This is a genomic window from Leucobacter sp. USHLN154 (assembly GCF_037145595.1).
GTDB lineage: Bacteria > Actinomycetota > Actinomycetes > Actinomycetales > Microbacteriaceae > Leucobacter > Leucobacter alluvii.
Genome location: NZ_JBBCXF010000001.1, coordinates 786,620 through 807,226, shown reverse-complemented (window position 1 = coordinate 807,226; position 20,607 = coordinate 786,620). Strand labels below are relative to the sequence as shown.

The window sequence follows — 20,607 nt, the reverse complement described above, 5'->3', positions numbered from 1 at the left end:
ACGCTCGAACCTGTGACGAGAATCATCTCCGGAGCAGCCGGTTCCCTGCGTCTCGAGGTTCCGAAGTCGGGCACGCGCCCGACGAGCGACCGCGTGCGCGAGGCGATCTTCTCCACACTGACGTCGTGGGACCTCATCGAGGGGGTGCGGGTGCTCGATCTCTACGCCGGATCCGGCGCGCTCGGGCTCGAAGCGGCAAGCCGCGGCGCCGCGACCGTCACACTCGTCGAGAAGCACCCGCAGGCCGCTGAGATCGCGAAGCGCAACACGCGCACGGTACTCGGCGCATTCTCGCGGGCGTCCACTGCAGCGCCTCGAATCGATGTCGTGCGCCAGTCGGTGCAGACGTTTCTGGCTTCCGAGGGCGAGCGATCCGTGACCCCGACGTGGGACGTGGTGATGATCGATCCGCCCTACGACCATTCGGAGACGGAGATCTCCGACGTACTCAACGCGCTCGCGCCGCTGCTCGCCCAGGGAGCCGCGGTGCTCGTCGAACGCAGCACGCGCACGCCGGAACCGACCTGGCCCTCAGGCATTCAGCCCATTCGCGAGAAGCGCTACGGCGAGACCGCACTGTGGTGGGCGGAGCCCGCGCTGTAGCGAACTCACCGGTCGGGGCATCGCCTCCCGCAGGCGATCCCGCTCCGCTCGGGCGCGGGCTCCGCATGGGCACCGTGCAACGAGGCATTCGCTGCGCGACGCCGGACGTCGCCACGAGCGTCTGAATCAGTGGGGAATCACGGGCCGGGAAACCGGAACGGGCCCGGGATCTCGCGATCCCGGGCCCGTTCACCGGACTTCGCCGACGCTCAGGAGCGCGGCAGGAGGGTGTACTTCGACGAGAGGAACTCGTGGATGCCCTCGAACCCGCCCTCACGGCCGATGCCCGACTGCTTCACGCCGCCGAAGGGCGCCGCAGCGTTCGAGACGAGGCCGGTGTTCAGGCCCATCATGCCGGTTTCGAGCTTCTCGATCATGCGGTGACCGCGACCGATGTTCTCGGTGAACACGTAGCTCACGAGACCGTACTCGGTGTTGTTGGCGATCTCGATCGCCTCCTCCTCCGTGGAGAAGCGGATGATGCCGAGTACCGGCCCGAAGATCTCCTCGCGCATGATCGCAGCCTGCGGGCTGATGTGGTCGATCACCGTGGGCTGGAAGAAGTGTCCCGGCCCATCGACGGCTTCGCCGCCGGTGACGATCTTCGCCCCGGTCTCCACGGCGTCCGCGACGAGACGCGCCGTGTTCGTCACGGCCTTCTCCTCGACGAGCGCGCCGATGTCGTTGCCCTCGTCCGCACCGCGCCCGATGGTCATCGCGGCGACTTTCTCGCCGACGCGACGCGCGAACTCGTCGGCGACGGACTCGTGCACGATGATGCGGTTCGCGGCGGTGCAGGCCTGGCCGATGTTGCGGAACTTCGCGAGCATCGCCCCTTCGACGGCCTTATCGAGATCCGCATCCTCGAAGACGATGAACGGGGCGTTGCCGCCGAGCTCCATCGAGGTGCGCAGCACGTTCTGCGCCGCTGCCTGGAGCAGCTTCACACCGACCGGCGTCGAACCGGTGAAGGAGAGCTTGCGCAGACGCGGATCGGAGAGCAGGGCGCTCGACTGAGCGCTCGACTTCGAGGTGGCGACCACGTTCACGACGCCCGCCGGAAGGCCGGCCTCTTCGAGGAGCTGTGCGAAGAAGATCGTCGTCAGCGGGGTGAGCGCCGCCGGCTTGATGACGACCGTGCAGCCCGCGGCAAGCGCGGGAGCGATCTTGCGGGTGGCCATCGCGAGCGGGAAGTTCCAGGGCGTGATGAAGTAGCAGGGGCCGACCGGCATCTGCGAGACGATCATCGTGCCGGTGCCCTCGGGGTTCTGGCGGTAGTCGCCCGGAACCCGCACGGCCTCTTCCGAGAACCAGCGGAGGAACTCGCCGCCGTAGACGACCTCGCCGCGAGCTTCGGCGATGGGCTTGCCCATCTCCATGCTCATGAGAAGCGCGAACTCCTCCTTGCGCTCCATCAGCAGGTCGAATGCGCGACGCAGAATGTTCGAGCGTTCGCGACTCGAGGTCGCCGCCCACTCGGCCTGAGCATCGACGGCGGCGTCGAGCGCGCGAACCGCGTCCTCGACCGTCGCGTCGGCGATCGACTTGATGACGGCGCCGGTGGCCGGGTCGTGCACATCGAGCGTCGCACCGGAGGTCGACGGCTCCCAGGTGCCGCCGATGCCGAGGCCGGAGGCGACACGGTCGAGCAGATCCTGCTCGTTGGGCTTCAAAGCCATATTCGGTGTCCTTTCAGAGAATTCTGGATCGGAGTGTGCGCGCGTCAGTTCGCTGCGAGAGCATCGGCGACGACCTGCAGGCCTTCGCGCAGCAGCTCGTCGGAGATCGAGAGCGGCGGAAGGAAGCGGATGACGTTTCCGAAGGTGCCGCAGGTGAGCACGACCACTGCCTGCTCTCCTGCCGCCTTGGCGATCGCGCCGGTGAGCGCGGCTGCGGGCTTCTGCGAACCCGACTCGACGAGCTCGATGGCCTTCATCGCACCGCGTCCGCGGATGTCGCCGATGCGGTCATCGGACTTCTGCAGTTCGCCGAAGAAGTCGTCGATGATCGCGCCGATCTCGCGGGCGCGCTCGGTGAGGTTCTCGCGCTCGTAGGTGTCGATCGTCGCGAGTGCCGCGGCGCAGGCGATCGGGCTGCCGGCGTAGGTGCCGCCGAGGCCGCCCGCGTGCGCCGAATCCATGATCTCGGCGCGGCCGGTCACAGCCGACAGCGGCAGGCCGCCGGCGATGCCCTTCGCCGTGGTGACGAGATCGGGCACGACGCCTTCGTGGTTCGCGGCGAAGAGGTCGCCGGTGCGGGCGAAGCCGGTCTGCACCTCGTCGAGGATGAAGACGACGTTGTTCGCGGTCGCCCACTCCTGCAGCGCGGGAAGGAATCCCTCGGCCGGAGCGATGAAACCGCCCTCGCCCTGGATGGGCTCGATGATGATCGCGGCGAGGTTGCCGGCACCGACCTGCTTCTCGATCTGGCTCAGCGCGACCGACGCGGCGTCGGCGCCCGAGAGGCCGTCACGGAACGGGTACGACGTCGGCACGCGGTACACCTCTGGAGCGAACGGACCGAAGCCGTCCTTGTACGGGATGTTCTTCGCGGTCATGCCCATGGTCAGGTTGGTGCGACCGTGGTACGCGTGATCGAAGACGACGACGGCGTTCTTCTTCGTGTAGTGGCGCGCGATCTTGATCGCGTTCTCGACGGCTTCTGCGCCCGAGTTGAAGAGTGCTGAGCGCTTCTCATGGTCGCCAGGGGTCACTTCGTTGAGCTTCTCGGCCACTGCGACGTACCCCTCGTAGGGGGTCACGGTGAAGCAGGTGTGCGTGAACTGCTGGACCTGGTTGGTCACGGCTTCGACGACGGCGGGCGCCGAGTTGCCGACGCCGGTCACGGCGATTCCGGAGCCGAGGTCGATCAGGGAGTTTCCGTCGACGTCAACCATGACGCCGCCGCCCGCTGCGACGATGGAAACGGGCAGTGCGACGCCGACGCCGGAGGCGACTGCCGCGTTCTTGCGTGCGAGCAGCTCCTGCGACTTGGGGCCGGGGATGCTGGTGACGAGCTTGCGCTCCTGCGGAAGCGAGGGACCGCCGGTGACTGCTGTCATGACTGATTCTCCTTATGAGTCTCGAGAGAACCCGCGTCCACGGGTTCAGGGTGATTCGGGAACAGCCTACGGCCTGCACCTCGTTTCCCGATCTGCCAGAATGGAGTTCAAGCCCCGTAAGTTTCGCCACTCCGGCAGGGGCGGATGCGGAGCAGCCATGGAAATCACGCCCCAATCGAATTCCGGTGCGCGCACCGCGCCCACCCTCCCGGTGTCTGTGCAAGCGGTGCAGGGGCCGACCATCGAGTTGGGCGAGCTGCTGCACCAGTACCAGCTGGAGCTCGCGCTCATCGCGGGAGCGAGCCGCGCAGCCTCGAGTCGTCCCGTGCAGTGGGTGCACGTCAGCGAGCTCGAGGACCCCGCGCCATTCCTGACGCCGCGAACCGTGCTGCTCACGACCGGCGCACGCTTCGGCTCGATGCGCACCGATGCCGACGCGGGCGACTACGTCCAGCGCCTCATCGACGCCGGCGTGACGGCACTCGGCGTCGCCGTCGGGCTGCACTGGGACCGGGTGCCGGCACTCGTGGTGTCGGCCTGCGACCGACTCGACCTGCCACTCTTCAGGGTGCCGTACGACACCGCGTTCATCGAGATCGTGCAGACGGCCGCCCGCCTCCTCGAGGCGAAGACCCGGGATCGCGACATCTGGTCACTCGAGTCGCAGCGAGCCGTCGCAAACGCGTCCCTGCATCGCGACGGCCTGGGCGCAGCCGTGCGAGAAGCCGCGTCACGACTCGGGCACTGGGTCTGCGTCACCGATCGCTTCGGGCGGGTCGTCGAATTCGCGCCCGAGCGCGCGCGGCCCGATCTCCCGGTCGAATGGGTGCGCCGGGAAGCCCGCCGGCTCATCGAGCGCGGGGTGAGCGCCGGGCGCATCGAAACGGAATCCGGCACGGGAATGCAGCTCCAAGCACTGGGCCGCCAGGGGCATGTGCTCGGCGTGCTCGCCATCGAAGAACGCGGAGTGCCAGACATCGCCGAACGTGCCTTGCACGGGCTCGTCGCCGCCCTCGCCACCGTCCAGCTGGAGCACCGCAGCGGGATCCGCTCGGCGCAGGCGGTGCTCCGCGATGCCATCGTCGAACTGCTGCTCGCCGAGCAGCTTCCCCTGGCCGAACGCCTCTCGAGCGATGCGCTGACGCGGTTTCCTCGTGGACCCGTCGTCGTGGTGCGATATGCGATGCCGGATCGCCTCGACCCGACCTTCGCGGAGGATCTGCAGTCGCTCGACGCCGGAAGCCCCGGCCTCTTCACGGCGACGACGCACGCGGCTCCGCTCATCGTGGCAGAGTCCCGCCATCTTCCCGCGATCCGGCGCCTCTTCACCGCACACGGGCTCGGAGCCGGCATCTCCGACCGCGTCGCCCTCGAGGATCTGCGCGAGGGGTTGGTGCAGGCGGAACTCGCGCTCGAACGCTCTGCGACGACCGCCGCACGTGCACCGGTCGAGTATTCGCCCGCCACTCACGAGGGCGTGATCCACCTGCTCGACGGGCTCCCAGAGGCGAAGCAGCGAGCGGAACTGCTGCTCGCTCCCGTGCGGCATCACGATGCGCGGCACGACGATCGCATCGAGGAGGCCTTGACCGGCTGGCTCGCCCACCATGGGCAGACGAGCGCCGCGTCCACCGAACTCGGGGTGCACCGCCATACGCTCCGCTCTCGCGTGCAGACGGCAGCCCAGCTTCTGCAGGTCGACCTGGACTCCCCCGATACGCGCGCGGAGTTGTGGGCGGCGCTCCGTCTGACCACGCCTCCCGAGAGAATGCTCGTCGAGCAGAAGGTTCGCTGCACTTGATCCTGGCGGGTGCTCATCGAGAAATGCAGCTCGCCGACCCGACACTCGCGCCCACCCGGGAGCTACTTCGACCACCCAGAATCAGTACCTCGCGCTTCCAGGGCGGTCCCGCGCCGGCCTCGATGACTGTTGCCGATGGTCCGCCGACGACGCACGCCCTGCGCTGAACGGTCTCATCTGGGCATCGAGCCGAGAACCCCTCTCAGGGCTCTAATGATTCATCCCGAAGGGGCTCACTCCGACGGCCAGATCCAGGTCCCGAACGAAAGGCTCGCCCGTCCGTGAGAACGTTGTCGCGTCCGAACACGTTCCCCTTCCGGAGGATTCAGGATTCTGCCGTGTACTCGGGCTTCGGGCTCGTGGCGCTCATCGTGTCCAGCGCCCTGTTCGGCGCATTGCGTCTCCGAAGTATCGCCGAGTGGCCGCTACTTCTGAACTACGGCTTTGTTGGACTGCTGCTCGGAGCGCTGTACCTGCTCTCGCAACAAAACATCTTGGCTCCTATTTCGGTGCACATCGCATGGAACACGACGGGGTTCGTATCGAGTGTGTTTCTCGGTTGACTCGCTGGATCGCTGAGCTTCGCCGAATGTCACGCAGTACCTGGATACTGCACGGTGTAGGGGTCCCAGCCGCGCGAGATGAGCGCTGTGCCATCGAGCGACAGCCTCCCGGCGCCCTGTCCGATGTCCATGTTTGCCGAGACTGGCTCTGCTTCGACCGAGGGTCCTGAGTTGGGCGCCTCTACCACAGCCCCGATGGGCCGGAACCCGGCGGGCAGCGCGACGTCGGCGGGGAAGGTCGCGAGCAGACCGTGATCCTCGCCGCCGTGCAGCATCGCTTCGACCGGCACCACGACTCCGCTCTGCTCGCCGAAGCCGCGTTCGAGCAGCGCCGAGGTGAAGCCGATCTGCACGTCGCTCGCCCGAGCCAGGCGCTCACTGTCGATCGAGAGAGCGTCGGAGACGTCCATCATGGCCGTTGCCCCGCCCTGTGCCGCTGCGATGCCGAGCGGTATGGGAGGCGCCGGCGCGAGTTGCGCGGCGAGGACCTCCGGATGCGCGGCCCAGAGCCCGGGGACGGCATCCGCACTCGCGGTGCCATCGGACGCGAGGCCCTCCGCGAAGAGCAGCGAGAGACCGAGCCCTGCGAGCCCCAACTCCCCCGCATACGCCACGACGTCGCCCGCGCGGGCGCCGGAACGCAGCACCGGCGCCCGCCCTTCGAGGTCGCCGAGCGCCGTGACCGCGGCAGTCACCACCGGCGCTCTCCCCAGGTCGCCGCCCACCACGCCGCACCCCGGCGCCAGCGCACGACACGCAGCGTCGAGACCCTCCGCGATTCGCTCGAGGAGATGCACGGGAGTATCGAGCGGCACTGCGAGGGCGACGGTCAGTGCGGTCGGACGCGCGCCCATGGCGGCAACGTCGGAGAGGTTCGTCGCCGCCAACTTCCAGCCGAGTTCGAAGCCGTCATGCCAGGCGAGGCGGAAATCGGGGCCCTCGATCATGGTGTCGGTCGTCACGACGATGTCGCCCTCGTGCCGCAGCACCGCGCAGTCGTCGCCCGGGCCCAGCTCAACGGCGCTCGCCTCTGAGAGCTGCGCGAGTACGCGCGCGAGCACGCCGGACTCCCCCAGTTCTCCGACCGTGGGCGCGAACGTCTCTCGTGGTTCCACGTTCCTACGCTACCGTCGCTCCCGCGTCCACGCCTCGCCACCGCGCCCGGCACTCGACCAGGCCCCGGCGAGTAGGCTGGAACGGTGAAGTTTCGGGCCCTCAAGATCGTCGCACTCTCAGCAGTACTCGCGAGTACCGCGACCCTCCTGTCGGCATGCGCTCCCATCGTGCCGATGGACGCTGCGGAGGACGCGAATAATCCGGCGTGCGCCAATGTGATCGTGCGGCTGCCCGACATCGTCGCCGGGGAGGAACGGCGCTACACGAACGCGCAGGCGACCGGCGCTTGGGGTGACGGCGCCGTGCAACTCGTGTGCGGTGTCGAGCCGAGCGGACCGACCACGGACACGTGCGTGAACGTTAACGGCGTCGATTGGGTGATCGACGACTCAGCCGCTCCCATCTATCGCTTCGAGCCGTACGGTCGAACGCCCGGCCTCGCGGTCTTCGTCGACTCCGAGCAGGTGAGCGGCACCGAAACGACGGTTGACCTCAATGCGGTCGTGCAGCAGCTCCCGCAAGAGCGCGAGTGCACCACGCTCTCCGACACGTTCGACGTCCCCGGAGCGAAGCAGTGACGACGCACCCGTAACGTCGAGGCAGCTCAGTACGCCGGGCGGCGCTCGATCGCGAGCTCGATGAGCTCCGTGATGAGCTCGGTGTAGCTCAGGCCCGATGCTTCCCAGAGACGGGGGTACATCGAGATCGGCGTGAAACCGGGAAGCGTGTTGATCTCGTTGAGCACCGGACCGTTCTCCGTCAAGAAGAAGTCGACCCGCGCAAGCCCGGCGCACTGGGCGATCTCGAACGCGAGGACAGCGTCGCGTTGCAGCGCCGCGAACTCCGCTTCGCTCACCTCGGCGGGCAGGTCCAGGCGCACGCCTGAACCGTCCAGGTACTTCGACGCGAAGTCGTAGAAGCCGCCGCCGGAGATCACGATCTCGCCGATCACGGTGCTCGTTCGCGGGCGAGCGTCGCGGCGGCCCTCGAGCACTGCGATCTCGACCTCGCGGCCGACGACGCCGGATTCGACGAGCACGGTGCGATCCTCGGCGAACGCGACTTCCAGCGCCGCGGGCAGCTCCGCCGGCGCGGCGACCTTGCTGACGCCAACGCTCGATCCCGCCCTGGCGGGCTTTACGAAGAGCGGGTACGTCAGGTCAGCGTCGAGCCGGGAGACCAATGCGGGGTCGGCGTCGAGCTGAGAACGCGTCACCGTGTTCCACGGCGCTACGGCGATGCCCGCATCTGCCAGTACGGTCTTGACCGCGTGCTTGTCCATGCACAGGGCCGAGCCCAGCACGCCGCTCCCCACGTAGGGCAGATCCACGAGATCGAGCATGCCCTGCACGGTGCCGTCTTCGCCGTAGGGGCCGTGCAGCATCGGCAGCACTGCGTCAGCACTCCCGAGCTCTCGGACTCGCCCCGAAGGGTCGATCACGCTGATGAGACGGGTGGCGGTCGACGCCGGCCACAGCACGCGGGTGCCGTTGTCGGCGACTTCGGGAAGCGCTGCTGCGTCGAGCCGGTAATCGTCGAGATCCGATTCTTCCATCAGCACGGTGGCGCCCTGCTGAGTGATTCCCACGGGAATCACGTCGAACTTCGCACGGTCGATCGCGCGGAGCACACCCGCTGCGGTCACACAGCTGATGCCGTGCTCGCTCGACCGACCGCCGAACAGCAGCACCACCGTGCGCTTCGACGGGGCATCTTCTCGGAGTGCGTTGGCAGTCACCCGCGTGTTCCCTTCATACGGTCGAACAGTCGTTTCAGTCGACCGATCTGGGGCGATCCCAAGCTGAGTTCCGCTTGCGGCACGTCGTCTTCGGTGGCGAGGTGCGGGCCGAGGTACTTGGGCTGCATCTTGCCGCTGAGCACCATCTGCACCTGCTCGACGATCGGCATGACGATTCCGCGTTCCCGAGCGAGTTCGAGCACGGGCGGCACCGACGTGATGCCTTCGGCGACCTGCTGCATCTGCTCGCGGGTCTCCTCCTGCGTGTACCCCTGACCGATGAGGCGGCCTGCGGTGTTGTTGCGGGAGAGCGGCGACTGGCAGGTGGCGATGAGATCGCCGAGGCCCGCGAGACCGGAGAGGGTCGCGGGATCGGCGCCTGAGGCTACCGAGAACTCCGTCATCTCGGCGAGCCCGCGAGTGATGATCGCGGCCTTCGTGTTCTCGCCATAGCCGACGCCGTCCACGATGCCGATGGCGAGCGCGATGAGGTTCTTCAGCACGCCGCCGAGTTCCGTTCCGATGACGTCAGTATTCACGTACGTTCGGAAGTACGGCGCGTTCGCAGCCATCGCCACTTCTTGAGCGACGCCGAGGTCCACGCACGAAGCCACGGCTCCAGTCGGCTGTTCTTTCGCGATCTCGAGGGCGATGTTGGGGCCCGATACCACCGCGATGCGCTCGGGTCCGAGATCGAGCGTGTCGGCGATCACCTCCGACATCCGCATGGTCGTCGTCTTCTCGACGCCTTTCACCAGGCTCACGAGCACGGACCGTCGATCGAGATACGGTTCGAGGTCGATGAGATTCTGACGCAGCGTCTGGCTCGGGACGGCGAGGAAGACGAGTCGTGCCCCCTGCAGCGCCGTGGCCAGATCGTCCGTCGCCGTGAGCGTCTTCGGCAGATTCACGCCAGGCAGATACTGACTGTTGCGGCGCGCGACCTGGATCTCATTTGCGATCTCGGGGCGACGCGCCCACATCGTGACGTCGCACCCCGCGTCGGCGAGCACCTTGGCGAAGGTGGTTCCCCAGCTCCCCGCGCCGATGACCGCGACCCTTCGGCCCCGATTGCGATCACTGTGGACCGATCCCGCTGCTGCGGATCGAGTAGTCAAAAGCGCCCCGTTTCGCTCTGCTGGTGCTTGCTCGGATCCCAGCGCTCAGCCGGCGGCTGTTCGCCTCGGAGCCCGGCGAGGAGCGCCGTGATGGCGTCCATCAGCTCCCGCGTCGCCTCGTTGATGGTTCGCTGATCGACCGGTTTGCCCGCGTAGCGACTGAGATCGAGCGGTTCGCCGATGGCGACCTCGATCGTCTTGCGCGGAAACGGGTGCAGTCGCTTCGCATAGCGCGGCATCAGCCGATGCGTGCCCCAGTGGGCCACCGGGATCAGTGGGATCCCCGCTTCGAGTGCGAGTCTCACGGCACCGCTCTTGCCCCGCATCGGCCACAGGTCGGGATCACGGGTCAGCGTGCCCTCCGGGTACACGATCACACCGTCCTGCCGTTCGATGATCTGCGAGGCCGCGCTCATGGGGTTGCCGTCGCGGCTCGCGGAGCGGGCGACACCGTCGCGCTGCACCGGCACCTGACCGGACGCCCGCATGAGCCACCCGAGGACGGGCACTGTGAAGAGGCTGGCCTTCGCCATGAAGCGTGGCAAGCGGCCGAGATGCCATACAGCGGCCCCCACCGCGATCGGGTCGACTTCGCTGTAGTGATTCGGGGCGAGGATGAAGGGCCCGCGCTCAGGAAGCTTCGACTGCGGGGTGAAACGGTACCGCACCATGAGCGACCAGAACGGCAGGATCATGAGCGCCAGCACCCAGAACGCCGAGGGCCGACGCTTCTCAGGCGACAGTCGGCTCCGGAACTTCACGGTGTCAGTCATAGGTCCATTATCTCGAATGCGGCGGTTGCCCAGTGGCATACGCCCCGGGCAACCGCCGCATTCGCAGGAGAGTTTCTGCGCTCAGCTCTCGTAGACGAAATCAGCGCCGAGCAGATGCAGCTTCTCGATGAAGTTCTCGTACCCGCGCGAGATGATGCCGAGGTTCGTGACCTTCGACTGGCCCTCCGCGGTCAGCGCAGCGATGAGGTGGCTGAAGCCGCCGCGCAGGTCGGGCACCTCGATATCGGCTCCGTGGAGCGGCGTCGGTCCGGTGATGACGGCGGCCTGCTCGAACTCCCGTCGCTTCACTCGACGAGTCGCGTCGTGCAGGCCCTCCTTGTACACCACGATGTCGGCCCCCATCTTGACGAGGGCGTCGGTGAATCCGAAACGGTTCTCGTACACCGTCTCGTGGATGGTCGACTGGCCCTCGGCCTGCGTGAGCGCCACGACGAGCGGCTGCTGCCAGTCCGTCATGAATCCCGGGTGCACATCGGTCTCGATGGTGACCGGCTTGAGCGCACCACCCGGGTGCCAGAAGCGGATGCCGTCGTCGTGCACGTCGAAGTCGCCGCCGACCTTGCGGAAGACGTTGAGGAAGGTCATCATCTCTTCCTGCTCGACGCCGCCGACGAACACGTCACCCTTCGTCGCCAGGGCTGCTGCAGCCCAGCTGGCGGCCTCGTTCCGGTCGAAGATGGCCCGGTGATCGTACCCGCGGAGCTCCGGTACCCCCTCGATGAAGATCACCCGGTTGGGCTCCATCGAGATGATCGCGCCCATCTTCTGCAGGATGCAGATGAGATCGACGATCTCCGGCTCGATCGCCGCATTGCGCAGCTCCGTCTGCCCTTCGGCGAGGACGGCCGTCAGCAGCACCTGCTCCGTCGCTCCGACGGAGGGGTACGGCAGCTCGATGTTGGCTCCCTTGAGACCGTCGGGCGCGGTGAGGCTGATGCCGCTCGGCAGCTTCTCGATGACGGCGCCGAAGTTGCGCAGCGCATCGAGGTGGAAGTCGATCGGGCGATCGCCGATCCGGCATCCGCCGAGATCGGGGATGAACGCCTCACCGAGGCGGTGCAGCAGCGGTCCGCAGAAGAGGATCGGAATGCGCGACGAGCCCGCGTGCGCATCGATGTCGGCCTGGTGGGCCACCTCGACGTTCGACGGGTCCAGGCGCCACTCGCCGCCCTGCTCGCCGCGCGTGATGAGCACACCGTGGAGGGCGAGCAGCCCGGCCACGACGCGCACGTCGGAGATGTTGGGGACGTTGCGCAGCACGCTCGGCGTCTTGCCGAGCAGTGCGGCGACCATCGCCTTCGTCGCGAGGTTCTTCGCGCCGCGCACCTCGATGCGGCCCTTCAGCGGGCGGCCGCCGTTGATGATGATCTCGTCAGAGGTCAGGCCCACACGGGCGCCCGCCTTCTGCGCGTCGAGCTTGCGCCCGGCGGCTTCCGATTCTTCCGTCGACACGGCGGCCGCCTCCTCGGGCGCCTCCGCTTCCGTCTCCAGCTGGGCCTCGTTCACGGTGTGCTTGGTCATTCGGCCTCCACGGGGGTCGTTGTCGGCATCCAGTTCGGGCGGTTCGCCTCGAACCTGGTGATGGCGTCCGCGTCGCGGAGCGTCAAGGAGATATCGTCGTGCCCTTCCATCAGGCGCCAACGCGTGTATTCGTCCACTTCGAAGGGAATCGTGAGCGCGCCCGCAGTGATCGTGCAGTCCTCGAGACTCACCGTGACGCTCATTCCGGGATCGGCATCGATCGCGGCCCAGATCTGCTTCACTTCGTCCTCGGTCACCTGAGCCGCGAGCAGCCCCTGCTTCCCCGAGTTGCCGCGGAAGATATCCGCGAAGCGAGGCGAGATGACGACCCTGAAACCGTAGTCGCGAAGCGCCCACACCGCGTGCTCGCGCGACGATCCCGTGCCGAAGTCGGCACCGGCGACGAGGATCTCAGCGCCTTGGAAGGCGGGCTGGTTCAAGACGAAGTTCTCGTCCTGCCGCCAGTGGGAGAACAGCGCGTCTTCGAATCCGGTCTTCGTGACCCGCTTCAAGAACACTGCGGGGATGATCTGATCGGTATCGACGTTCGATCGCTGGAGCGGCGCGGCGATGCCAGTGAAAGTCGTGAACTTCTGCATGGTTCAGGCTCCCGCCTTCTCGGAGACGGGCATGATCGGAATACGGCGACGCACGGGGAGGTCGGAGCCCTCCGGAGCGTTGTGGGAGATGCCCTTCGCGAGGTCATCCTGCAAGTCCCACGGGCTCGACAGCGTGCCTCGGATCGCGGTCGCCGCTGCCACGAGCGGCGAGACCAGATGGGTGCGCCCGCCCTTGCCCTGACGCCCCTCGAAGTTTCGATTCGACGTCGACGCGCATCGTTCGCCCGGCGCCAGCTGGTCCGGGTTCATGCCCAGGCACATCGAGCAGCCGGCGAATCGCCACTCGCCGCCGAACGCCTCGACGATGCGGTCGATCCCCTCGGCTTCGGCCTCGGCGCGCACGCGGGCCGACCCGGGGACCACCATGAGCCGCACGCCCTCGGCCTTCTGCTTGCCCTTGATGATCTCGGCGAAGGTGCGCAGATCGTCGAGACGGCTATTCGTGCACGATCCCATGAAGACGGCGTCGACGGGGATCTCCTTCATCGGCGTCCCCGCCTCGAGATCCATGTATTCGAGCGCGCGCTCGGCGGCGGCGCGCTCGTTGGGATCAGCGATCGCATCGGGATCGGGCACCGATTCGCTGAGCAGCACGCCCTGCCCGGGGTTCGTGCCCCACGTCACAAACGGTTCGAGCGACTCGGCGTCGATGAACACTTCCTTGTCGAAGACGGCGCCCTCATCGGTCGGGAGCGTCTTCCAGTACGCGACCGCGTCGTCCCAATCGGCGCCGCGCGGGGCGTGGGGGCGGCCCTTGACGTACTCGAACGTCGTCTCGTCAGGGGCCACCATGCCCGCACGTGCGCCGGCTTCGATCGACATGTTGCACATCGTCATGCGACCGTCCATCGAGAGACCGCGGATCGCGGACCCGCGGTACTCGAGCACGTAGCCCTGGCCGCCGCCGGTGCCGATCTTCGCGATGACGGCCAGAATGATGTCCTTCGCGGTGACACCCGGACGCAGCTCGCCCTCGACGTTGATCGCCATGGTCTTGAACGGCTTCAGCGGCAGGGTCTGCGTCGCCATGACGTGCTCGACCTCGCTGGTGCCGATGCCGAACGCCAGAGCGCCGAACGCCCCGTGGGTCGAGGTGTGGCTGTCACCGCACACCACGGTGATTCCCGGCATCGACAAACCCAACTGCGGTCCGACGACGTGCACGATGCCCTGTTCGCGGTCGCCGAGGGGGTGCGCCCGCACACCGAACTCGGCGACGTTCTGACGCAGCGTCTCGATCTGGAGACGGCTCGTCGGGTCCTCGATCTGCCGCGTGATGTTGACGGTCGGGGTGTTGTGATCCTCCGTCGCGATCATCAGGTCGACGCGGCGAAGCGGTCGCCCTGCGACGCGCAGACCATCGAACGCCTGCGGACTCGTCACCTCGTGGATGAGGTGGAGATCGATGTAGATGAGATCGGGCTGGCCGTTCTCCCCCTTGACGACGACGTGGTCGTCCCAGAGTTTCTCAGCCAGGGTGCGTGGCCGTGCGGCCGACTCCGACGCAAACTGCTCGCTCATGTGTGCTTCTCTTCCCGGTTCTGTGCACTCAGCACTGTGCTGTTCAACACCGCGCGGCACGAATGTATTTCGCGAGCTTCGACGCGGTGGATCGACCATGCGAGAACTCCGCGACGGGCGGCCGATGGACTAGACCCCGTCGCGGCTGTGAAGAAGCAGAGCCCGCGAACGCATGGCGAGAGTCTATCACCGCGCGATGCGGAGTGCCCGATGCGGCCGAGAAGGTGGCGGCGCCGATGACGAGCCACCACCGCTTTCCTAGTGGCGGTTGGCGCGATCGTGGCCCTGCGACGGCTTCTCCATGGGCTCGGCGGCGCCGAGGTGCAGGTGCTCGCCGCGCGCACGAGCCTCGCGATTCGCCTTGATCACGCTCGCCACTGTGGCCACCAGCATCGCCGCGACGATGAAGCCGAGCGACATCCACGTATTGATCTCGGGCACCGGCACGTGCTCGCCGCCGTTGATGAACGGCAGCTCGTTCTCGTGCAGCGCATGCAGGATCAGTTTCACGCCGATGAACGCCAGGATCGCCGCGATGCCGTACTTGAGGTACTCCAGCCGCTCGAGCAGACCGCCGAGCAGGAAGTACAGCTGCCGGAGGCCCATGAGGGCGAACACATTCGCCGTGAACACGATGAAGGGGCTCTGCGTGATGCCGAAGATTGCGGGAATCGAGTCGAGGGCGAAGAGGAGGTCGGTCACGCCCAACGAGATGAGCACCAGCAGGAAGGGGGTGAACATGCGCTTGCCGTCAACCGTGGTGCGCAGCTTGCCGCCGTCGTAGTGGTCGCTGAAGGGCAGCACCTTCTTGACCTGGCGGATGACCCAGCTCTCGCCCTGCTCGTCGTGCCCGCCCGGCTTCACCTGCTGCCAAGCCGTCCAGATCAGCCACGCGCCGAAGATGAAGAAGATCGCGATGAAGCGTTCGATGATCGCGGCGCCCACCAGGATGAATGCGCCGCGGAAGATCAGTGCGAGCACGATGCCGATCATCAGCGCGCGCTGCTGGTAGGCGCTCGGCACCTTGAAGCTGGCGAGGATCAGCACGAACACGAAGAGGTTGTCGATCGAGAGGCTGTACTCGGTGAGCCAGCCCGCCAAGAACTCCGTGCCGTGCTGCACATCGCCCAGCAGGAAGATAGCGCCGGCGAAGATCAGTGCGAGCAGCACGTAGAAGCCGACCCACAGGCTCGCCTCGCGCATGGAGGGGACGTGGGGACGACGGACGATCAGGGCGAGGTCGATGACGAGGATCACGACGAGCGCGATCATCGAACCGATCTCGAACCAGAGCGGGAGAACTGAAGTCACCGTTGTGTACTTCCTTACGGCTGGGGCGCGGGGCGCACGGCTGGGCCGAAAGTCTCTTCCCGGCGCCCGACTTCCGTCGCATGCGCCGCGCCCGCACCGGCGCCGCTGCGGAGCGACGCGTCTTGACGACACGGGCGAAGTGGAATACTCCCTTTCGCTCCCGCCATCCTAGCCGCGTTGCGGCTCGGCGCCGATCCCTCGGCGCCGATCCCTCGACCCCCGAATCCACATCCGTGCTGCGCTAGCATATGGTGCACTTCATCAGCATGCGGTGCACTCCACCAGCACGAGAGGGCTACCCACGTGAGCAAGCGACCCAGCATCACCGAACGCAGCGCGCAGGCCGGTCCGGGGCCTGCTTCACGCACACTCGCCGCCTTCATCTTCGCGAGCCGCTGGCTCCAGGCGCCGCTGTACCTCGGCCTCATCGTCGCGCAGGCCGTCTACGTCGTGCTCTTCTTCGTCGAGCTCTGGCACCTCGTCGAGAACGTCATCGCCACCGGGCACATCACCGAGACCGACGTGATGCTGAGTGTGCTCGCACTCATCGACATCGTCATGATCGCGAACCTGCTGATCATGGTGATCATCGGAGGCTACGAGACCTTCGTCTCGAAGATCCGCGTCCAAGGGCACCACGATGAGCCCGAATGGCTGTCGCATGTCAACACGAACCTGCTCAAGGTCAAGCTCGCCGTATCGATCATCTCGATCTCCTCGATTCACCTGCTCAAGACATTCATCGAGGTCGGACGGATGGATAACGGCGTCGTGCTCAACGCGGACGGCAGCGTGCTCTACTCGTCGGATGGCGTGATGTGGGAAGTCGCGATCCATCTCGCGTTCATCGTCTCGGCCATCGCGCTCGCGTGGATCGACCGCATGAGCCAGCACCACCCCACCGGCGAGACGGGCGGCCTGAGCGTCGGCAAGATCGAAGCCGGCCTGCGCGGCGACGAACCCCCGGCCGCCGTTCCCGTCGGCGCCCCTGCTCCTGCTCCTGCTCCTGCTCCTGCAGACGCAGGCTTCGTCACGGTTCGCATCCCCGCAGGAACTCGCCTTCCCGAGGGCGCGGAGGTCCTGCCGAACGACCGATAAGGTGGTTCTCGGCCGGTCTCGCCGGCCCACGCGCGAGTGGCGGAATTGGCAGACGCGCTGGATTTAGGTTCCAGTGTCTTCGGACGTGGGGGTTCAAGTCCCCCCTCGCGCACGTACGAGGTTCCTTCGCGGCACGGCCGCGCACGCAGCAGCGGGGTCACTGTTCGTGCGTGTCGGACATGTGACACCCATGAACAGTGACCCCGCTCGCAGATTTGGGGAGCTGCGGCTACTCGGCCCGGCGGCGACGCGTGTGCAGCACCGTGACCGCGCCTCCGACGAGCATCATCGCGAGCGCCGCTGTCGTCGCGGCAATCACGGGAGCGCCGCCCGTCTCAGCGAGCTTCGCCGCCGCGGGTGGCGCCTGAGCGGCTGAGGGAGTCGCTCCGGCCCCGGAGTTGCCGCCGGCTGCGGTGCCAACGGCCTCGCCCGGTCCACCGGCGCCACTGCCACCCGCGCCGACCCCGGCACCGCCATCAGCACGTGCGTCGGCTTCGATCTGCACCTCGGTGGCGCCGACCTCGACGCCGTTCCAGAGCAGGGCGATACGGTGCGCTCCTGTGCCGACTGCCCTTGGAAGCGTCACGGTCGCGGCGAAGGCGCCCGTCTCATCCGTGGATACTTCGGCGAGCTGCACCGGCTCCGACCGCATTTCGAGCGCGTACCCCGTGGTCGACGGCGCGAATCCGCTTCCGCTGACCGTGATCTCGCCGCCCGGGCGCAGATCCCCGCTCACAGCGAGGGCCCCGTGCACAGTTCCGGGGTCCACAGGCGGCTCTTCACCACCGGGCTCCTCTCCGGAGGGCGGCAGCTGCGACTTGTACGCCATCGCGTAGGCGAGCTTGCCGGGCTTCTCGGCTTCGTAGGGCTGCGAGAGCTTGTTCCACTCCCCCTTCGTCTCCGCCTTGCCATCGTTCCATGCCGACAGCACTCCGAGGTCTGCTGCCGTGAACCCACCGGCGATGGGTGCCGCCGGGTCGAGCGCAACCTGCGCTTCGGAGAGCGAGCGGACGGTCGCGAGGTAACTGTCGCGATCATTCGTGTTCCATTCTGAGAGATCGACGGGCTGCGCATCGCGCACCCACGCGCCCCAGTAGAACTCCTGGAACGGGATCGTTCCGGATGCGAAGCCGATGTCGCGCGCGAAGTACAGGAGGCTGCGGTTGGGGTCGTCGGCGAAGTTGCCGAGACCGACCGAGGCGGGCAGATCTGCGGGAGTGATCGGTGCCCCGTCGACCTGCTCGAGCCACGTCCACTGATTGGCGATCATCGTCTGCCAGAACTGCGCGGGCGCCTGGTCGCTCAGGTTCGCCATGACGCGAAGCCGCACGTGCAGGTCGAGGCCGCCATCAGCGGTTTCCGCGAACGAGGTCAGCGTGTGGTGCCCGTCGGTGAGGTACAGGGCGCCCTCGGGCCCGATGACGACGGTCTTCATCTCGGCGATGCTCTGCTCGGTCTCGCCGCCGAGCGGCAGCTCGCAGGTGAAGGACGCCGGGTCGTGCAGTGTCGCGTCGGCATCGGCAGCGACAGCGTCCAATTGCCCGTTGGCCTCGCACCAGTCGCCGAAACGCTTGTTGACGGCGTCCTTCCCGAGTTCCGAGTAGCGACCGAGCTTGTAGTAGACCTCGTCGTATCCGACGGAGGGCTGGGTCGGGTGCACGTCGCCGATGCGCACATCGACCAGGTCTCCGACCTGCGCATCCGCGTAGGACGCAGCGGTGGTGACAGCAGCGGGTTCGGGCTCGTCCAGGGGGTGCGCCGTTGCGGGGCCGATTGAGGCGATGACGAGCGGTGCCGCGAGCAGGGCACCGGCAAGCCCGAGCGCAGCGAGCCGGAGGCGCGAATAGGACTCGGGTGAGGTCGAGGAGATCAGCACGGAAGCCTTCCGATAGGGGTTCGAGACGGCACGTCCGCAGACACCGGGGCGGGCCTCGTTCATCCTCCCGATCGACGATGAACCGCTGGTGGCGCCGACGGATCCGGCACATGAACGGTCTCGAGCCACGAGCCGCGGGTGCGTTTGGGGATCGCGCATCGGGCTGTTAGGGTTCCCCTGATCAGCCCGATCCCGAACCGAAGCGAGGTGAGCCCGATGTCCAGTGACAGTTGCAGTCATCAGCCGGGTCTCGCGCACGCTCCGACGCGTTCCCTCTAGCGGTCGTTCTCGTCGCCCGCCGCGCACGCCCGGCTCCGCACGTTCCATACGTTTCAGGGCGCGCCCGTGCGCCCGCCGAGCGGCGCCAGCGGCGCCCATGCGAGGAGACCCGTCATGACCACTCAGCAGATTCCGATCATCGAAGCCTCGTTCGACGGCATCCTGCAGCATCTCGCTGCAGGCGATCTTCCCGCGCTCACCCGCGATCTCGCCCCCTTCTCCGCTACGGAGCTCGTGCCGCTCTTCGAGCGACTCGATCTGCGGCAGCGCGCCGTGCTCTTCAGGCTGCTCTCCAAGCAGCGCGCAATGGAGCTCTTCGAGGCGCTGCCGCCCTCATTGCAGGGTGATCTGCTCGCCGGGTTGCAGAACACCGAGGTGAGTCGGCTCTTCACCGAGCTCGACCCCGACGATCGGCTCTGGCTGCTCGACGAGGTGCCGTCGGTGCTCGCGACCCAGATGCTGCGCGGCTTGCCCGAGCAGGATCGCCTGCAGACCGCCGAGCTGCTCGGGTATCCGCAGGGCAGCGTGGGCCGGCGCATGACGCCCGAGTACGTATCGACTCGCGCTTCGCTGACCGTCGCTGAAACGCTCGAACGTGTTCGCGCCCACCTCTCGGACGCCGAGACGGTGTATACGATTCCGGTGCTCGACGGCACGCGGGTCGTGGTCGGCATCATCAGCCTGCGCGAGCTGCTGGCCGCGAGCCCCGACGACTTCGTCGCCGACTTAATGCAGCCGGCGCACACGGCCGTCGCGACCGAGTCGGATGAGTACGCCGCACGTCGATGCGCGGATCTTTCCCTGCTGGCGCTGCCGATCGTCGACAGCGAGGAGCGGCTGGTCGGCATGCTGACGATCGACGACGCGATCCGGATCATCGAACACGTCGAGAACGAGGACGCGGCGCGTCAGGGCGGCTCCGAGCCGCTGCGGCGCCCGTACCTGTCCACGCCGGTGCGCACGCTCGTGCGCTCTCGCGTGGTGTGGCTGCTCGTCCTGGCCGTCGGCGCCACACTCACCGTTCAGGTGCTCGAGATCTTCGAGGCGACGATCGAACAGGTCACCGTGCTCGCGCTCTTCGTGCCGCTCCTCATCGGAACCGGAGGCAACACGGGCAATCAGGCCGCGACCACCGTCACACGCGCGCTTGCGCTGGGAGACGTGCGCCCGCGCGACATTCTCCGCGTGCTCGCGCGCGAGTTCCGCACGGGGGCACTGCTCGGCCTGCTGCTGGGCTCGCTCGGATTCGGAATCGCCTGGGCGTTCTACTCCGTTCAGATCGGCACAGTGATCGGGCTCACCCTGCTCGCGGTCTGCACGGTCGCCGCGGTGGTGGGCGGCTGCATGCCGCTGCTCGCCCGGACGGTGCGCGTCGACCCAGCCGTCTTCTCGAACCCGTTCATCTCGACATTCGTCGATGCGACCGGCCTCCTCGTCTACTTCGGGATCGCCTCCGCCGTGCTCGGCCTCTAACCGCCGTCGGGGCCAGCAGGATCGCCGAGCCCCCGCGCTCGCGCCGAGCCCCTCCGCGCTCGACGAGCCCCAGCCCGCTGTACGCGCCTCCCTTGGGGGTTCGGCGTGCGGGCA

General features: G+C 67.3%; 17 protein-coding genes and 1 tRNA gene. 7 read left to right on the top strand and 11 right to left on the bottom strand.

The window, feature by feature from the left end; translation table 11 throughout:
* Window positions 1–12 precede the first annotated feature (12 nt).
* Entirely contained in the window at window positions 13–603 is a 591-nt protein-coding gene (rsmD, locus tag WFH23_RS03770) for a 16S rRNA (guanine(966)-N(2))-methyltransferase RsmD (protein ID WP_336661613.1), read from the top strand.
* A gap of 209 nt (window positions 604–812) precedes the next feature.
* Here rsmD and WFH23_RS03765 read toward each other — a convergent pair whose 3' ends face one another.
* Window positions 813–2,282 (bottom strand): NAD-dependent succinate-semialdehyde dehydrogenase, encoded by a 1,470-nt coding sequence (locus tag WFH23_RS03765; RefSeq protein ID WP_336661612.1) that lies wholly within the window; start codon window positions 2,280–2,282, stop codon window positions 813–815.
* 44 nt (window positions 2,283–2,326) lie between these two features.
* The gene (gene gabT, locus WFH23_RS03760) at window positions 2,327–3,664 is read right to left on the bottom strand and encodes a 4-aminobutyrate--2-oxoglutarate transaminase (RefSeq protein ID WP_090148393.1); all 1,338 of its coding nucleotides are present in this window, start codon (window positions 3,662–3,664) and stop codon (window positions 2,327–2,329) included.
* 157 nt (window positions 3,665–3,821) lie between these two features.
* Here gabT and WFH23_RS03755 point away from each other — a divergent pair, with 157 nt between their 5' ends.
* Together WFH23_RS03755 and WFH23_RS03750 are read left to right on the top strand one after the other, a co-directional pair.
* Window positions 3,822–5,465, top strand: a complete 1,644-nt coding sequence (locus tag WFH23_RS03755) for a PucR family transcriptional regulator (RefSeq protein WP_336661611.1) — start codon at window positions 3,822–3,824, stop codon at window positions 5,463–5,465.
* 338 nt (window positions 5,466–5,803) lie between these two features.
* A complete protein-coding gene (locus tag WFH23_RS03750; RefSeq protein WP_336661610.1) occupies window positions 5,804–6,028 on the top strand; it encodes a CPBP family glutamic-type intramembrane protease in 225 nt (74 codons plus the stop codon).
* A gap of 29 nt (window positions 6,029–6,057) precedes the next feature.
* Here the strand turns inward: WFH23_RS03750 and thiL are convergent, their stop codons facing one another.
* Window positions 6,058–7,143 carry a thiamine-phosphate kinase gene (thiL, locus tag WFH23_RS03745; protein ID WP_336661609.1) on the bottom strand — a complete coding sequence of 362 codons (1,086 nt, stop codon included), beginning with the start codon at window positions 7,141–7,143 and terminating at the stop codon, window positions 6,058–6,060.
* Between the two features lie 84 nt (window positions 7,144–7,227).
* Between thiL and WFH23_RS03740 the strand changes: the two genes are divergently transcribed.
* A complete protein-coding gene (locus tag WFH23_RS03740; RefSeq protein WP_336661608.1) occupies window positions 7,228–7,722 on the top strand; it encodes a DUF3515 family protein in 495 nt (164 codons plus the stop codon).
* 26 nt (window positions 7,723–7,748) lie between these two features.
* On the opposite strand, the gene WFH23_RS03735 is transcribed toward WFH23_RS03740, so the two are convergent.
* The 7 genes from WFH23_RS03735 to WFH23_RS03705 form a co-directional block, all read right to left on the bottom strand.
* A complete protein-coding gene (locus WFH23_RS03735; protein ID WP_336661607.1) occupies window positions 7,749–8,882 on the bottom strand; it encodes a D-alanine--D-alanine ligase family protein in 1,134 nt (377 codons plus the stop codon).
* Complete coding sequence (locus WFH23_RS03730; RefSeq protein WP_336661606.1) at window positions 8,879–10,000, bottom strand: NAD(P)H-dependent glycerol-3-phosphate dehydrogenase; 1,122 nt, start codon at window positions 9,998–10,000, stop codon at window positions 8,879–8,881. Before WFH23_RS03730 ends, WFH23_RS03735 begins: the two co-directional genes overlap by 4 nt.
* Complete coding sequence (locus WFH23_RS03725; protein WP_176698316.1) at window positions 9,997–10,773, bottom strand: lysophospholipid acyltransferase family protein; 777 nt, start codon at window positions 10,771–10,773, stop codon at window positions 9,997–9,999. The genes WFH23_RS03730 and WFH23_RS03725 overlap by 4 nt, the downstream gene beginning before the upstream one ends.
* An 81-nt stretch (window positions 10,774–10,854) precedes the next feature.
* Window positions 10,855–12,183, bottom strand: a complete 1,329-nt coding sequence (gene murA / locus WFH23_RS03720) for a UDP-N-acetylglucosamine 1-carboxyvinyltransferase (RefSeq protein ID WP_090149698.1) — start codon at window positions 12,181–12,183, stop codon at window positions 10,855–10,857.
* Window positions 12,184–12,311: 128 nt separating this feature from the next.
* Window positions 12,312–12,914 carry a 3-isopropylmalate dehydratase small subunit gene (gene leuD / locus WFH23_RS03715; RefSeq protein WP_090148378.1) on the bottom strand — a complete coding sequence of 201 codons (603 nt, stop codon included), beginning with the start codon at window positions 12,912–12,914 and terminating at the stop codon, window positions 12,312–12,314.
* A gap of 3 nt (window positions 12,915–12,917) precedes the next feature.
* The gene (leuC, locus tag WFH23_RS03710) at window positions 12,918–14,456 is read right to left on the bottom strand and encodes a 3-isopropylmalate dehydratase large subunit (protein ID WP_336661605.1); all 1,539 of its coding nucleotides are present in this window, start codon (window positions 14,454–14,456) and stop codon (window positions 12,918–12,920) included.
* A 258-nt stretch (window positions 14,457–14,714) separates the two neighbouring features.
* Window positions 14,715–15,767: a TerC family protein gene (locus tag WFH23_RS03705; RefSeq protein WP_336661604.1), complete on the bottom strand. Its 1,053-nt coding sequence runs from the start codon at window positions 15,765–15,767 to the stop codon at window positions 14,715–14,717.
* A 303-nt stretch (window positions 15,768–16,070) separates the two neighbouring features.
* On the opposite strand from WFH23_RS03705, the gene WFH23_RS03700 reads away from it, so the two are divergent.
* Window positions 16,071–16,865, top strand: coding sequence for a TIGR00645 family protein (locus WFH23_RS03700; RefSeq protein ID WP_336661603.1), 795 nt, complete (start codon window positions 16,071–16,073; stop codon window positions 16,863–16,865).
* A gap of 30 nt (window positions 16,866–16,895) precedes the next feature.
* Window positions 16,896–16,977, top strand: a tRNA-Leu gene (locus tag WFH23_RS03695).
* Between the two features lie 117 nt (window positions 16,978–17,094).
* On the opposite strand, the gene WFH23_RS03690 is transcribed toward WFH23_RS03695, so the two are convergent.
* Window positions 17,095–18,804 carry a ParB/Srx family N-terminal domain-containing protein gene (locus WFH23_RS03690; protein ID WP_336661602.1) on the bottom strand — a complete coding sequence of 570 codons (1,710 nt, stop codon included), beginning with the start codon at window positions 18,802–18,804 and terminating at the stop codon, window positions 17,095–17,097.
* Window positions 18,805–19,134: 330 nt separating this feature from the next.
* Here WFH23_RS03690 and mgtE point away from each other — a divergent pair, with 330 nt between their 5' ends.
* Complete coding sequence (mgtE, locus tag WFH23_RS03685) at window positions 19,135–20,493, top strand: magnesium transporter (RefSeq protein WP_336661601.1); 1,359 nt, start codon at window positions 19,135–19,137, stop codon at window positions 20,491–20,493.
* The last annotated feature ends 114 nt before the right edge of the window (window positions 20,494–20,607 follow it).